The sequence below is a fragment of the Modestobacter sp. NPDC049651 genome, assembly GCF_040659695.1.
GTDB lineage: Bacteria > Actinomycetota > Actinomycetes > Mycobacteriales > Geodermatophilaceae > Modestobacter.
In genome coordinates this window covers 54,071-68,110 of the sequence record NZ_JBFAOG010000013.1, presented here as the reverse complement: position 1 = coordinate 68,110, position 14,040 = coordinate 54,071, and the positions used below count along the sequence as shown (strand labels likewise).

Sequence of the window (14,040 nt, the reverse complement as noted above, 5' to 3'; positions counted from 1 at the left end):
TAGCCCTGCGCGGCGGGCGGCAGTAGCCGTTCCGGGCGCCCGCCCGGGACCGGGTACCCCGGCGGGGCGGGACGTTGGTCCCTGCACCGCCCGACCGGGCTCGGGGAGCGTGGCCCCCGGGACGTCCAGCCGTGGGACCCGGGGAGCCGCATGACCACCACCGCACCGCGCCAGTCGCCCACGCACGACACCGCCGCCGGGCCGCTGGACGCCGACGAGCTGCGGTTGATCGAGGCGTGGTGGCGAGCAGCGAACTACCTGTCGGTCGGGCAGATCTACCTGATGGACAACCCGCTGCTGACCGAGCCGCTGCGACCGGAGCACGTCAAGCCGCGGCTGCTCGGCCACTGGGGAACCACACCCGGGCTGAACCTGGTCTACGCCCACCTCAACCGGGCGATCCGGGCCCGGGACCTGTCGGCCATGTACGTCATCGGCCCCGGCCACGGCGGGCCCGGCATCGTCGCGAACGCCTACCTCGAGGGCACCTACAGCGAGGTCTACCCGCACATCGGCCGGGACACCGACGGGCTGCGGCAGCTGTTCCGCCAGTTCTCCTTCCCCGGCGGCATCCCCTCCCACGTCGCACCGGAGACGCCGGGGTCGATCCACGAGGGCGGCGAGCTCGGCTACGCGCTGGTGCACGCCTACGGCGCCGCCTTCGACAACCCCGACCTGCTGGTGACCTGCGTCGTCGGCGACGGCGAGGCCGAGACCGGTCCGCTCGCGGCCAGCTGGCACTCCAACAAGTTCGTCGACCCGGCCCGCGACGGCACGGTGCTGCCGGTCCTGCACCTCAACGGCTACAAGATCGCCAACCCGACGGTGCTCGCCCGGCTGCCCGAGGACGAGCTGCTGGCGCTGCTGCGCGGCTACGGCCACCGCCCGATCGTGGTCGCCGGCGACGACCCGGACGCCGTCCACCAGGCGTTCGCGGCCGCGCTCGACGACGCGCTCGACGACATCGCCGCGATCAAGGAGCGCGCCCGCGGCGGCGACGTGTCCCGGCCGCGCTGGCCGATGATCGTGCTGCGCACCCCGAAGGGCTGGACCGGCCCCGCCGCCGTCGACGGCGTCCCGGTCGAGGGGACGTGGCGGGCGCACCAGGTGCCGCTGGCCGGGGTGCGCAGCAACCCGGCGCACCTGGCCCAGCTGGAGGCCTGGCTGCGCAGCTACCGGCCGGCGGAGCTGTTCACCGCCGAGGGCGCGCTGCGACCGGACCTGGCGGCGCTGGCCCCGCGCGGTCAGCGCCGGATGAGCGCCTCCCCGCACGCCAACGGCGGCGAGCTGCTGCAGGAGCTGCTGCTCCCGGACTTCCGCGGCCACGGCGTCGACGTGCCCGCGCCCGGCACCGCGACCAGCGAGGCGACCCGGGTGGCCGGCGCCTTCCTGCGCGACGTAGTCCGGCGCAACCCGACGACCTTCCGGGTCATGGGACCCGACGAGACGGCGTCCAACCGCCTGCAGGCGCTCTTCGAGGCCACCGACCGGGCGTGGAACGCGGAGCTGCTGCCCGGCGACGACCACCTGGCCCCCGACGGCCGGGTGATGGAGGTGCTGTCCGAGCACCTGTGCCAGGGCTGGCTGGAGGGCTACCTGCTCACCGGCCGGCACGGGCTGTTCAACTGCTACGAGGCGTTCATCCACATCGTCGACTCGATGCTCAACCAGCACGCCAAGTGGCTGAAGACCACCCGGGCGATCCCGTGGCGGCGGCCCATCGCGTCGCTGAACTACCTGCTGTCCAGCCACGTGTGGCGGCAGGACCACAACGGCTTCTCCCACCAGGACCCCGGCTTCATCGACCACGTGGTCAACAAGAAGGCCGAGATCGTGCGGGTCTACCTGCCGCCGGACACCAACACCCTGCTGTCGACCGTCGACCACTGCCTGCGCAGCCGCGACTACATCAACGTGGTGGTCGCCGGGAAGCAGCCGGCGCTGACCTACCTCTCGATGGACGACGCGGTGCTGCACTGCGCCCGCGGGCTGGGCATCTGGGAGTGGGCCAGCAACGACGCCGGCGAGCTGCCCGACGTGGTGCTGGCCTGCGCCGGCGACGTCCCGACCCTGGAGACGCTGGCCGCGGCGGCGATCCTCCGCGAGCGGGTGCCGGAGCTGAGGGTGCGGGTGGTCAACGTGGTCGACCTGATGCGGTTGCAGCCGGACACCGAGCACCCGCACGGGCTGCCCGACGCCCAGTTCGACGCGCTGTTCACCACCGACCGGCCGGTGGTGTTCGCCTTCCACGGCTACCCGTCGCTGATCCACCGGCTGACCTACCGCCGGACCAACCACGCCGAGATCCACGTGCGCGGCTACAAGGAGGAGGGCACCACCACCACGCCGTTCGACATGGTGATGCTCAACGACCTCGACCGCTACCACCTGGTCATGGACGTCATCGACCGCACCCCGTCGCTGCAGGGCCGGATGGCGCACCTGCGGCAGGAGATGGTCGACGCCCGGGCCCGCGCCCGGGCGTACACCCGCGAGCACGGCGAGGACCTCCCCGAGGTGTCCGGCTGGACCTGGCCGTACTGACGTGCGGGTCCTCGTCGTCAACGCGGGTTCGAGCTCGCTGAAGGTCGACCTGGTGGACGACGGGGTGGCCGTCGACTCCTGGGACGACCTCCCCGACCGGCCGCCGGACGTCGATGCGGTCGGGCACCGCATCGTGCACGGCGGCCCCGACCTGGTGGAGCCGGTCGTCATCGACGCCGCGGTGGAGCGGCGGGTGCACGACCTGGTGGAGCTCGCCCCGCTGCACCAGCCCAAGTCGCTGCACGGCCTGGCGGCGGCGCGGGAGCTCTTGCCCGGCGTCCCGCACGTCGCCTGTTTCGACACCGCCTTCCACGCCACCCTGCCGGCGGCGGCGTCGACCTACGCGCTGCCCCGCGCCTGGCGCAACCGGTGGGCCGTGCGCCGCTACGGCTTCCACGGTCTGTCGCACGCCTGGGCCGCCGGCCGGGCGGCGGAGCTGGCGCCGGGCGGCCGGCGGGTGGTGACCTGCCACCTGGGGGCCGGTGCCTCGCTGGCCGCGGTGCTCGAGGGCCGCAGCGTCGACACCACGATGGGCTTCACCCCGCTCGAGGGGCTGGTGATGGCGACCCGCAGCGGCTCGGTCGATCCCGGCCTGCTGCTCTGGCTGGAGGAGCACGAGGGGTTGCGGCCCGGCGAGGTCGCCGACGCCCTCGAGCACGACTCGGGGCTGCAGGGGCTGGCCGGCACGGCGGACATGCGGGAGGTCCTGGCCCGCGCCGCCGGCCCCGCCGACGACCCCGGCACCGCGGACGCGCGGCTGGCGCTGGACGTGTACCTGCACTCCCTGGCCGGGCACGTCGCGGCGATGACCGTCGCCCTCGGCGGGCTGGACACCCTGGTGTTCACCGGCGGCGTCGGCGAGCACGCCCCGGCGGTGCGCGCGGGCGCGGCGGCGCGGCTGGCCCACCTGGGGGTGGCCGTCGACCCGGCCCGGAACGCGTCCGCCACCGGGAACCCCGACACCGACGTCTCCGCCGCCGGTCCGGGCGTGCGGGTGCTGGTGGTCCGCGCGCGCGAGGACCTGCAGATCGCCGCCGGCGTGGTGCGGGCGCTCAGCCGGCCGCCGGCGCGGCCCGCCGGGCGCCGCTGAACCGGCCGTCGACGAACCGGAGGTCGACGAGCCCGACCAGCACGGCCGCGGCGGCGCTGGTCCCGGCGGCGACCAGCACCCCGGTGGGGGTGAGCTCCAGCAGGAACACGTCCCGGGCCAGCGCCGGCACGGCCACCGCCAGCGCCGCCAGCCCGGCCATGCCGGCGACGACCCCGAGCTTCCAGGCGCGCACCGGGCGGGCGAGCAGCGTCAGCGTCCACAGCGCCACGGCCAGCACCACCAGCGTCGCGGTCGACCGGGCTCCGGCGACCCCGCCGGCCGGCTCCAGCCAGCGGGTGAGCGCGAACCCGGTGTAGGCGGCCGCGCCGGTGACCACCCCGGTGGGCACGGAGAAGCGCAGCACCCGGGTGAGGAAGCCGGGCAGGTAGCGCCGCCGGTTGGGGCCGAGCGCGAGGAAGAAGCCGGGCACGCCGATGGTGACCGTGGAGATCAGCGTCAGCTGGATCGGCGCCAGCGGGTAGGCGACCAGGGTCGCCACGGTGACCAGGGCCAGGGCCAGCGAGTAGACGTTCTTCACCAGGAACAGGTTCGCCGCCCGCTCGATGTTCGCGATGACCCGCCGCCCCTCGGCGACCGCCTCGGGCAGGTGGGCGAAGCGGCCGTCCAGCAGCACCAGCTGGGCGACCGCGCGGGTGGCCGGGGAGCCGTTGCCCATCGCGACGCCGATGTCGGCGTCCTTGAGCGCCAGCGCGTCGTTGACCCCGTCGCCGGTCATCGCCACCACGTGCCCGTGCCGCTGCAGGGCGGCGACCATCGCCCGCTTCTGCTGCGGCGTCACCCGGCCGAACACGCTGCCGGCCTCGATCGCGCCGGCCAGGCCCTCGAGGTCCTCCGGCAGGGTGCGGGCGTCGACGGCGTCGGCCGCGCCGGTCACCCCGGGCACGCCCACCGCGGCGGCGACCGCGCCGACGGTGCGCGGGTTGTCCCCGGAGATGACCTTGAGCGCCACGCCCTGCTCGGTGAAGAACCGCAGCACCTCAGCGGCGTCGGCGCGGATCCGCTCGCCGAGCACCACCAGCGCGACCGGGCGGATCCCCGCCGGCAGCCGGACGTCGGCGCCAGCCGCCGTCCAGGGGCGCGCCGAGCAGGCCAGCAGCAGCACCCGGCGGCCCTCCGCCGCCAGCTCGTCGGCGCGCTGCCGGGCGCCGGTCACCCCGGGACCGGCCGCGCCGGCCAGCACCATCTCCGGTGCCCCGAGCAGCCAGCTGGTGCCGCCGGGCGAGCGCACGGCCGACCACTTGCGGGCCGAGGAGAACGGCACGCTGCCGGCCGCCGCGACGCCCGGCGGCGGCGGGAAGACCGCGGCCACCGCGGCGGCGGTGGCGTTGCCGCCGTCGGCGGCGGCGAGCAGCCCCAGCGCCGCCCGCACCGCACCGTCGTCCTGCCCGCCGCCCGCCAGCGGGACCAGCCGGTCGAACCGCACGTCGCCGTGGGTGAGGGTGCCGGTCTTGTCCAGGCAGACGACGTCGACCCGGGCCAGGCCCTCCACCGCCGGCAGCTCCTGCACCAGCGTCTGGCGGCGGGCCAGCGTGAGGGTGCCGAGCAGGAACGCCAGCGTGGTCAGCAGCACCAGCCCCTCGGGGACCATGCCGACCAGCGCGGCGACCGTCCCGGTGACCGCCTCCTGCCAGCTGCGGTTGTCCGCCGACCGGAACTGGCTCCACAGCACGGCGGGGCCGACGAGCAGCAGGACCAGCGAGATCCAGCGCAGCAGCCGGTTCGTCGCGGTCACCAGCTCCGACGGCGCCCGGGTGAACCGGCGGGCGTCGGCCGACAGCCGCGCGGCGTAGGAGTCGTCGCCGACCGCGGTGGCCTGCACGTGCCCGGAACCGGCCAGCACGATCGCGCCGGACCAGACGGGGTCGCCGGGTTGCTTGGCCACCGCCTCGGACTCGCCGGTGAGCAACGACTCGTCGACGGTCAGGCCGCCCGCGTCGCGCACCACGGCGTCGACCGGCACCTGGTCCCCGGCGGTCAGCCGCAGCACGTCGTCCTGGACGACGTCGGAGACCGGCACCTCGTGCTCGGCGCCGTCGCGGACCGCCCGGGCGGGCGCCGCGTTGAGCACCGCGAGCCGGTCGAGGGTGCGCTTGGCCCGCAGCTCCTGCACGATGCCGATCGCGGAGTTCGCCAGCACCACCCCGCCGAACAGCCCGTTCTGCCACCGGCCGGTGGCCATCACCACCACGAACAGCGCGACCAGCAGTCCGTTGAAGACGGTGAGCACGTTGGCCCGGACGATCTCGCCGACCGTCCGGCTGGTGCGGGTCGTGGTGGCGTTCGTGCGACCACCGGCGACCCGGTCGGCGACCTCGGCCGCGGTCAGCCCGGTCGGCGGCGTCGGCCGCGCCAGGGCGGGCGCGGTGCGCAGGTCGGTCATCGGCACGCCCTCCGCATCGCCGCGTCCTCCTGCACGCTAGGTGCGCGGCGGCGCGCTGCCCCAGGTCGTTGGTCCTCAGCTGCCGACCGACGGGGACCTTTCCCGCCCGGCCAGGGACCTCCGGCCCGATCCGGCCCGCCGCCGGCGGGCCACGCTCCACCTCGACGGATGCGGTCGGGCGGAGGTGCGCTGATGTCCGGGGAGACGGGTGTGGGACGGCGGCTGCTCCGCCGGGCGGTGCTCGGCCGGGGCCCGCTCAAGCGGGGCAGCGACCGGCTCGAGCTGGCCTCGCGCGTCCTGCTCGCCGCCGTCCTGCTGCTCGCGGTGCCGGTCGCCCTGGCCGTCGGCACCGTGGCGCACGCGGCGGCGCAGCGCGTCGCCGCCGTCCAGGCCGCCGACCGGTCCCAGCAGGTCGCCGTCCTGGTCGACGACGCTCCCCCGGCGACGCTGGGCACCACCGGCGACCGGCACCCGACCCAGGCCCGCTGGACCGCACCCGACGGCACCGCGCGCTCGGGCACCGTCCCGGCCCGCCCGGGGATGCGGGCCGGCGACGAGGTGACCGTCTGGCTGGACGCCGACGGCGGCCGGGTGCCCGCGCCGATGAGCGCCGACGACGTCTTCTGGCAGGCGTTCAGCCAGGGCGTGCTCGTCTTCCTCGGCACCGCCGGCACCGCCGGGCTGCTGCACCTGGGCGTCTGCCGGGCGCTGTGGCGGCAGCGCAGCCGCCGCTGGGAGCGCGAGTGGGCCGACGTCGAACCGGAGTGGGCCGGCCGCCGCCGGCCCGCCTGACCGCCACCCGATCGAGGAGAGCTGATGTCCCTGTCCCCTGCCCACCCCGTCGTCGTCGGGGTCGACGGCTCCCCGTCCGCCGAGGCGGCAGCCCGCGCGGCCGCCACCGAGGCGGCGCGCCGGGGCCGGCCGCTGCGGCTGGTCCGGGTGCTCCGCTGGCCGGACCGCCCGCTGACCGGGCTGCCCGAGGGGCTGGACGCCCGGGCCGCGGTCCGGTCGAGCGCGACGGCCGCGCTGGCCCGGCTCGCCACCCGGCTGACCGCCGAGCTGGGGGCCGACGAGGTCGGCACGGCGGTCCTCGACGGCTCGCCGGTCGAGGTGCTCACCGACCAGGGCCGGACGGCGGAGCTGCTGGTGCTCGGGGCCACGGGCACGTCCTCCAGTGCCACCGGCGAGCTCGGCTCGGTGGCCGAGGCGGTCGCGACGACCGGCCCCTGCCCGGTGCTGGTGCACCGGACCGCCCCCTGGGGCGCCCGCAACCGCGGGGTGGTCGCGGCCGTCGACGTGGTCGCCGACGCCGGTCCGGTGCTGGAGGCGGCGGCCGTCGAGGCGGAGCTGCGCGGTGAGCCGCTGCGGGTGGTGCACGCCTGGTGGCAGCTCACCGACGAGACCCTGCGGCCGCTCGAGTGGCGCTGGGACCCGGCCGCCGTCCAGCAGGCCGAGCGCGCAGCCGTCGACGACCTGGTCGCCGCACTCCGCCGGCGGCACCCGGAGCTGGCCATCGACGCCGTGGTTGTCCAGGGACGTGCCCCGCACGTCGTCGCCCAGGAGGCGGACGACGCGTCGCTGGTCGTCCTGGGCCAGCACGCCACCCCCTTCGCGGAGGCGACGCTCCACTCCGTGCTGCACGGGGTCGCCGTCCCCGTGCTCACCGTGCCGCTGGCGCCGGCGTGAGGCCCGGCAGCCGGTTCCCGCCGGTGCTGGTCGGGGTCGACGGGACCGACCTCGCCGAGACGGCGGCCCGGGCGGGCGCGGACGAGGCGCAGCGACGGCTGCTGCCGCTGCGCCTGCTGCGGGTCTTCGACTGGCCGGTCGGCGGCGCCGCCGGACCCGGTGGGTCCCCGGTGCGCCGAGCAGCCCGGGAAGCGGCGGAGGACCACCTGCAGCGGCTGCGGCGGCGGCTCGCGGCGACGCACCCGGGCACCCGGGTCGAGGCCGCACTCGTCGACGGCCGTCCGGCCGACGTCCTGCTCGCGGAGGCCCCGGACGCCGACCTGCTGGTCCTGGGCGCGCACGGCCCCGGGCCGCTCGCCGGCGTCGTCGGGGCCGTCCGCGCGACCGTCATCCGGCAGAGCCCGCGACCGGTGCTGTCGGCGGCCGCCGCCCCCGTGCTCGGGCACCACGGGTGCCCCGTCGTCGTGGGCGTGGACACCGGCGACCCGGCGGACGTCGCGGAGCTGCTGCGCACGGCCGCGCTCGAGGCCAGCACGCGCAGCTGCGACCTGCGGGTGGTGGAGCTGCGCCCGGGCCCGGAGCGGGAGGAGGGCCCGGACCTGCCGGCGGCCGTGGGCCGGCTGCAGGCGACCGCCCCGGGCGTCCGCATGCGGCTGGAGGTGACCGGTGACCCGGCCGGCCTCCCGGCGCGCGGGCAGGCCGACGGCGCGCAGCTGCTCGTGGTGGGCCGCCGCGCGCCGGCCGGGCCGCTGAGCGCATCGGTCCGGGCGGCGGTCTCCCAGTCGGCGGTGCCCGCGCTGGTGGTGCCGCTGCCCCCTGCTCCGCAGGGGGCGACCGTGCGGGCGCTGGCGGGGTCCGTGGCGCGGCCGCCGGGGTGAGCCGTGGACCACGACTCCCCCGGCCCCGGCCCGGTCCTCGTCGGGTACGCCTCCGCCGCGGGCTCGACCCGCGGGGTCGCCGAGCGCATCGCCGCGCGGCTGCAGACGGCCGGCGAGCCGGTGACGTGCCGGCCGCTGGGGTCCGATGTCGACCCGGCCGCCTTCCGCGCCTGGGTGCTGGGGAGCGCGGTGCACGACATGGCGTGGCTCCCGGCCGCCCGCGACGTCCTCGACCGGGCGGCACCACCCCGGGGGCCGGCCGGTGAGGTGACCGGCGCGCTCAGCCCGGCGGTGCTCCGCCGGCGCCGACCACCCCGAGCCAGTCGGTCAGCTCGTCGTCGACCAGGCCGCTGCGGAAGCCGGTGTACCCGTCGGGCCGCACCCCCAGCACGCCGGTGCCGGCGCTGCTGTCGAGCCGGTGCACGGTCACCCGGGCGCCGGGCGGCGCGGGTGGCAGCGGGTCGGCGTCCCGGTCGAGGAGCACGTGCACGCCCGGTCGGGCCAGCAGGGCGTGCAACCGCTCCGGCCGGCCGCCGCGGACGACGGGCGCGTCGGGCAGCCGGTCGCCGGGGTGCGGCCCACCAGCGGGACGCACGCTCCCCCACCGGCAGACGGGGCTGCCCCGGTAGCCGGTCCGCAGTCCGCCCAGCAGGCGCACCCCCTCGGCGACCAACCGCTGCCGGCCGGCCAGCCACGGCACCACCGGTGCGACCCGGGGGGCCAGGGCACCCCGCACCGCGCCGGCCAGCGGGTGCCCGCCCGCCTCGAACCAGAACAGGCCGGTGGTCAGGGCGAGGGTCGCGGCCGCGACCGGGCGCCGCTCGCGCTGGTAGGAGCCCAGCAGCAGCTCCGGCGCGCTGCTGGCGGGCGCCTGGGCGAGCTTCCAGCCGAGGTCCGCGGCGTCCTGCAGACCCAGGTTCATGCCCTGCCCGCCGGCCGGTGAGGAGACGTGCGCGGCGTCCCCGGCGAGGAACACCCGCCCGGTCCGCCACCGCCGGGCGATGCGGCGCTGGAGCCCCACCCTCGCCGACCACGTCACGTCCGTGACCCGGGCCGGCAACCCGGCGGCGTCGAGCAGCCGCTGCAGCTCGGCGGGGGCGACCGGCGGGCCGTCCGCACCGGCCGGCAGCGGCCGGCCCGGGACCTGCCGGGTGGCCAGCAGCCGCCACGGCGCGCCCTCCCCCAGCGCGAAGAGGAACACCAGGCCGGCGCGGCCGACCCCGATCGTGGCGCCGTCCGGGGCCGGTCCCCCGGCGACGAGGTCCCCGGCCAGGTGCACGTCGGCGAGCACCGCCTCGGTCCGGTACGGCGCGCCGGGCCAGCCGGTCCCGGTCAGCCGGCGCACGGTGCTGTCCGCCCCGTCGCAGCCGGCCACCGCGCCGCAGTCCAGCCGCGACTCCCCCACCGCCCCGTGCAGCACGGCGGTGACCCCGCCGGCGCCGGCGGCGAGCGCCCCGAGCCCGGTGCCCCAGCCGACGGCCACGCCGGCCTCCCGCAGCGCGGCCGCGAGCACCGCCTCGACGTCCGCCTGCCGCACCAGGGTCAGGTGCGGGAACGCGGTGCCGGGCAGCGCCAGATCGGCCAGCCGGACCTGCACCACGCGACCGCCCAGGTGCAGCCGGGCGCCGGGCGCGGTGTCCGCCCGGTCCAGCAGCGCGTCGGTGACGCCCAGCGGCCGGAGCACCTCCAGCGTGCGGGGGTGCACGATCATCGCCCGCGACCGGCGGACCGGGTCCCCCCGCCGGTCGACCACCCGCACCGACGCCCCGTGCCGGGCGGCCTGCAGCGCCAGCGCGAGGCCGGTCGGTCCGGCCCCGACGACCAGCACGTCCGGGCTGCCGGTCACCCGACGCCGACCAGCCGCCACCAGCCGGCGGCGTCGTCCGCGGCCACCGGTGCGAGGACGCCGGGGTCGGCCAGCAGCCGGTCGCGGGTCATGCCCGGCACGACGTGGTAGTGGATCGACCCCGGGGCGCTCACCAGGGCCAGCACCCGCCACAGCGACCTGGCGTACCGCGCGGCGCGCTCCGGGCCGTCCCACTCGTAGACCCCGCGGTAGACGCCGTGCTCGTCGTGCGCGAGCCAGAGCTTGCTGCGCAGCCCCGGGAAGCCGGCGAACAGCGGCGTGTTGAGCAGGCTCTCCCAGCGGAACAGCCGGTGCCCCGCGCCGCGGACGCCGCGCAGCCGGAACTCCACGACCAGCAGGCACGGCGCTCCGGCCGGCGGCCCGTCCACCCGCGTCTCGCGGTAGACGCGCCCCGTCGTGCCGTCGGCGAACCGCAGCAGCCGGCCCACGTGCTCGCGGGGCAGGTGCAGGCGGCCCCGCGCCAGCAGGAGGGCGCAGCGGACGGCGCACCGCGCGACCCCGGTCCAGGCGGTGAGCGCGGGCAGCGGGGTCTGCTCGTCCATGGGTCCTCCTCGGCCGGGCGTGCGCCGACGGTCCCGCCCCCGCACCGGCAGAGCGAGGGCCGGAGGTCCCTGCCCCGCGGTCGGGACGGCCCTGGGGACCCGGCCCCCGGCTGCCGAGCATGGGCGCAGGACGACGGCCGGACCGCCACCAGGAGGCAACCGTGCAGGCCAGGGACGTCATGACCCGCGACGTGGTCACGGTGGGGCCGGACACCTCGGCGAGGTACGCGGCGGAGGTGCTGGCCGAGCGGGGCTTCGCCGCCCTGCCGGTCGTCGACGACGACGGCCGCCTGGTCGGCATCGTCACCGAGGCCGACGTGCTGCGCGACCGGCTCCCCCAGGACCCCCGGCTGCACCTGCGCCGGTCCGAGATCGCGGCCGTGCCCCCGTCGCCCCTGGTGCGCGGGGTGATGACGGCCCGCGCCCGCACCGTGCTCGCGACGGCGGACGTCGCCGACGTGGCCCGGCTGTTCGTCGACGACCGGCTGCGCAGCGTCCCCGTCGTCGACGGCGAGCGGCTCGTGGGCATCCTGTCGCGCCGGGACCTGCTGCGCACCCTCGTCCGGGACGACGACGACATCCGCCGCGACCTGCTGGCGCTGGTGGAGGCCTACACGGGCCGGTCCGGCACCTGGGACGTGGCGGTCACCGAGGGCGTGGCGGAGCTGCGCCGCGCCCGGGACGGTGCCCCGGACGGCGGCAACCCGGACGGCGGCGACCCGGTCGGCGGCGACCCGGCCGAGGAGCGGGCCGTCCGCACGCTGGCCGCGACGGTCCCCGGCGTCGTCGCCGTGCGCCTCACGCCCGCCGCCCCGCAGGTGGCCCGGCAGGCCGCGGGCGCCTGACCCACGTCGTCCCGAACGGAGCTCCCATGACCACCTCCGCCACCCCCACCGCGCCGGTCGTCTGCGGCTACGACGGTTCGGCCCTGGCCCGGCGCGCTGCGCGGTCCGCGGCGGCCGAGGCCCAGCGCCTCGGCGTCCCGCTGCACCTGGTGCACGCGCTGCCGTGGGCGCACGCCGGCATCGTCGTCGACCCGCCGCCCGGCAGCGGGTCGCTGCCCGCCTGGCAGACCGACGCGGAGGCAGCGCTGAGCGCGGTCGCCGCCGAGCTCGACGGGGTGCTCCCCCGCGACCGGATCACGTGCCGGGTCGAGGAGGGCCACCCGGCCGAGGTGCTCGCCGGCGCCTCCCGGTCGGCACAGCTGCTCGTGCTGGGCAGCCGGGGGCTCGGCGGCGTCGCCGGTCTCCTGCTGGGGTCGGTCGCCTCCGCGGTGGCGGCCACCGCCACCTGCCCGGTGGTGGTGCTGCCCGACGACACCCCGGCGCGGGTCAGCCGCCGCCGGTCGGTGGTGGTGGGCGTGGAGGGCCGGCGCGGGGACGACGAGGTGCTCGCCTTCGCCTTCGACCGGGCCGCCGTGCTGGGCACCGACCTGGTCGCCGTGCACGCCTGGCAGGACGCCGTGGTGGAGGTGGCCTACCGGTCGACGTCCCCGCTGGTCGACTGGGCGGGCGCCGCCGACGACGAGCAGCGGGTGCTCGGCGAGGCGGTCGGCGGCTGGGCCGAGAAGCAGCCCGACGTCGAGCTGCGCGAGGTGGTCGTCCGCCAGCGCCCGGTCGACGCGCTGCTGGCGGCCTCGCTGACCGCCGAGCTGCTGGTCGTCGGGCACCGCCGGCGCAACCGGCTGGCCACCCTCGGCTCGACCACCCACGGGGTGCTGCACCGGGCGGTCAGCCCGGTCGCCGTCGTCCCGGTCGCCGCGGACGGGCGGTGAGCGGCGTGCGCGCCGAGGTGGGGAACTGGCTGGTCGTCCGCGGCCGGCTGCTGGACCAGCAGGTGCGGATCGGCCAGGTGGTCGAGGTCGCGCACGCCGACGGCTCGCCGCCCTACGTCGTGCGCTGGACCGACGACGACCGGACCAGCGTCGTCTTCCCCGGCAGCGACGCCGTCGTCTCCCCCACCCCACCGGCGCACCGCGCCGCCCGCAGCTGACCCGCCACCGAGGAGGCACCGTGCTCGCCGTCGACCAGACCCACGCCACCGTCCGCGCCGCCGTCGCGCTGGCCAACCAGGCACCGTCGGTGCACAACTCGCAGCCGTGGCTGTGGGTGCTCGGCGACCGGACTGTGCACCTGCACGCCGACCCCGCGCGGGCCCTGCCGGCGACCGACCCCGAGGGCCGGGACCTGCGGATCAGCTGCGGCGCGGCGCTGCACCACCTGCGGGTCGCGCTGCTGGCCGCCGGGCTGGCGACCCGGGTGCACCGGCTGCCGGACCGGGCGGACCCGGGTCACCTCGCCGCCGTCGAGCTGCGGCCCGGGGAACCGCTGCCCGACGACCTCGCCCTGGCCGCCGCGATCGAGCGGCGGCGCAGCGACCGGCGGGCCATGTCGACCTGGCCGGTGCCCGCCGGCCGGTTGGAGGCACTGGTGGCCGCCGCCGCCCGGCAGGGCGGCACGCTGCACGTGCTGCACGCCGCCGCGGTGCGCCGGCTGGCCGCCCTGGCCGAGCACGCGGCCGTCGAGCAGGCGCTGACGCCCGGCATCGGCACCGAGACCGCCGAGTGGACCGGGCGCAGCCGGGCAGCGGCCGAGGGCGTGCCGTCCGGCAACGTGCCCACCCTGCCGGACGGGTCGCTGCCGGTGCGGCACTTCGCCGGCCGCGACCTCCCCCAGAACACCCTGGGCCGGGACGAGACGGACGGCGCGGAGGTGGCGGTGCTGACCACGCCGGGCGACTCGCCCCTGGACCACCTGGTCGCAGGCGAGGCGCTGAGCGCCGTGCTGCTGCAGGCCACCCGTGACGGCCTGGCCGGCGACCCGGTCAGCCAGCCGCTGGAGGTGCCGGCCACCCGGGCGGGCGTGCGTGCGCTGGTCGGCGGCGGGGAGCCCCAGGTCGTCGTCCGGGTCGGCTGGCCGCCGGTGAGCGCCGAACCCGTGCCGCGCACCGGCCGGCGGCCGGTCGAGGAGACGATCCGGCTGCTGGACGACCCCGCCGCACCGGCCGGCCGGTGACCCGGCCGGCCCTGGGCA

At 77.8% G+C, this 14,040-nt stretch carries 12 protein-coding genes and 1 pseudogene; 10 read left to right on the top strand and 3 right to left on the bottom strand.

The window, feature by feature from the left end; translation table 11 throughout:
* Window positions 1-150: 150 nt before the first annotated feature.
* Both AB0J00_RS16885 and AB0J00_RS16880 read left to right on the top strand, forming a co-directional pair.
* Window positions 151-2,544 (top strand): phosphoketolase family protein, encoded by a 2,394-nt coding sequence (locus AB0J00_RS16885; RefSeq protein WP_357746733.1) that lies wholly within the window; start codon window positions 151-153, stop codon window positions 2,542-2,544.
* Between the two features lies 1 nt (window position 2,545).
* Entirely contained in the window at window positions 2,546-3,634 is a 1,089-nt protein-coding gene (locus AB0J00_RS16880; protein WP_357746730.1) for an acetate/propionate family kinase, read from the top strand.
* Here AB0J00_RS16880 and AB0J00_RS16875 read toward each other — a convergent pair.
* Window positions 3,597-6,035, bottom strand: a complete 2,439-nt coding sequence (locus AB0J00_RS16875; protein WP_357746727.1) for an HAD-IC family P-type ATPase — start codon at window positions 6,033-6,035, stop codon at window positions 3,597-3,599. The two genes, AB0J00_RS16880 and AB0J00_RS16875, sit on opposite strands and share 38 nt — an antisense overlap.
* Window positions 6,036-6,227: 192 nt before the next feature.
* Between AB0J00_RS16875 and AB0J00_RS16870 the strand changes: the two genes are divergently transcribed.
* The 4 genes and pseudogenes from AB0J00_RS16870 to AB0J00_RS16855 form a co-directional block, all read left to right on the top strand.
* Window positions 6,228-6,827, top strand: a complete 600-nt coding sequence (locus AB0J00_RS16870) for a hypothetical protein (protein ID WP_357746724.1) — start codon at window positions 6,228-6,230, stop codon at window positions 6,825-6,827.
* A 24-nt stretch (window positions 6,828-6,851) separates the two neighbouring features.
* Window positions 6,852-7,721: a universal stress protein gene (locus AB0J00_RS16865; RefSeq protein WP_357746722.1), complete on the top strand. Its 870-nt coding sequence runs from the start codon at window positions 6,852-6,854 to the stop codon at window positions 7,719-7,721.
* Window positions 7,718-8,599 carry a universal stress protein gene (locus AB0J00_RS16860; protein ID WP_357746719.1) on the top strand — a complete coding sequence of 294 codons (882 nt, stop codon included), beginning with the start codon at window positions 7,718-7,720 and terminating at the stop codon, window positions 8,597-8,599. The genes AB0J00_RS16865 and AB0J00_RS16860 overlap by 4 nt, the downstream gene beginning before the upstream one ends.
* A 3-nt stretch (window positions 8,600-8,602) precedes the next feature.
* Window positions 8,603-8,812: pseudogene (locus AB0J00_RS16855) on the top strand (flavodoxin domain-containing protein); the annotation flags it as partial.
* A gap of 67 nt (window positions 8,813-8,879) precedes the next feature.
* Here AB0J00_RS16855 and AB0J00_RS16850 read toward each other — a convergent pair.
* Together AB0J00_RS16850 and AB0J00_RS16845 are read right to left on the bottom strand one after the other, a co-directional pair.
* The gene (locus AB0J00_RS16850) at window positions 8,880-10,445 is read right to left on the bottom strand and encodes an FAD-dependent monooxygenase (protein ID WP_357746717.1); all 1,566 of its coding nucleotides are present in this window, start codon (window positions 10,443-10,445) and stop codon (window positions 8,880-8,882) included.
* A complete protein-coding gene (locus AB0J00_RS16845; RefSeq protein ID WP_357746715.1) occupies window positions 10,442-11,008 on the bottom strand; it encodes a hypothetical protein in 567 nt (188 codons plus the stop codon). Before AB0J00_RS16845 ends, AB0J00_RS16850 begins: the two co-directional genes overlap by 4 nt.
* Before the next feature lie 161 nt (window positions 11,009-11,169).
* Here AB0J00_RS16845 and AB0J00_RS16840 point away from each other — a divergent pair, with 161 nt between their 5' ends.
* Genes AB0J00_RS16840 through AB0J00_RS16825 form a run of 4 tightly spaced genes read left to right on the top strand, consistent with a single transcriptional unit; the run spans window position 11,170 to window position 14,022 of the window.
* Complete coding sequence (locus AB0J00_RS16840; RefSeq protein ID WP_357746714.1) at window positions 11,170-11,853, top strand: CBS domain-containing protein; 684 nt, start codon at window positions 11,170-11,172, stop codon at window positions 11,851-11,853.
* 26 nt (window positions 11,854-11,879) lie between these two features.
* Entirely contained in the window at window positions 11,880-12,782 is a 903-nt protein-coding gene (locus AB0J00_RS16835; RefSeq protein WP_357746712.1) for a universal stress protein, read from the top strand.
* Complete coding sequence (locus AB0J00_RS16830; RefSeq protein ID WP_357746709.1) at window positions 12,779-13,000, top strand: DUF1918 domain-containing protein; 222 nt, start codon at window positions 12,779-12,781, stop codon at window positions 12,998-13,000. The genes AB0J00_RS16835 and AB0J00_RS16830 overlap by 4 nt, the downstream gene beginning before the upstream one ends.
* 20 nt (window positions 13,001-13,020) lie before the next feature.
* Window positions 13,021-14,022: a hypothetical protein gene (locus AB0J00_RS16825; protein ID WP_357746707.1), complete on the top strand. Its 1,002-nt coding sequence runs from the start codon at window positions 13,021-13,023 to the stop codon at window positions 14,020-14,022.
* Window positions 14,023-14,040: the final 18 nt, after the last annotated feature.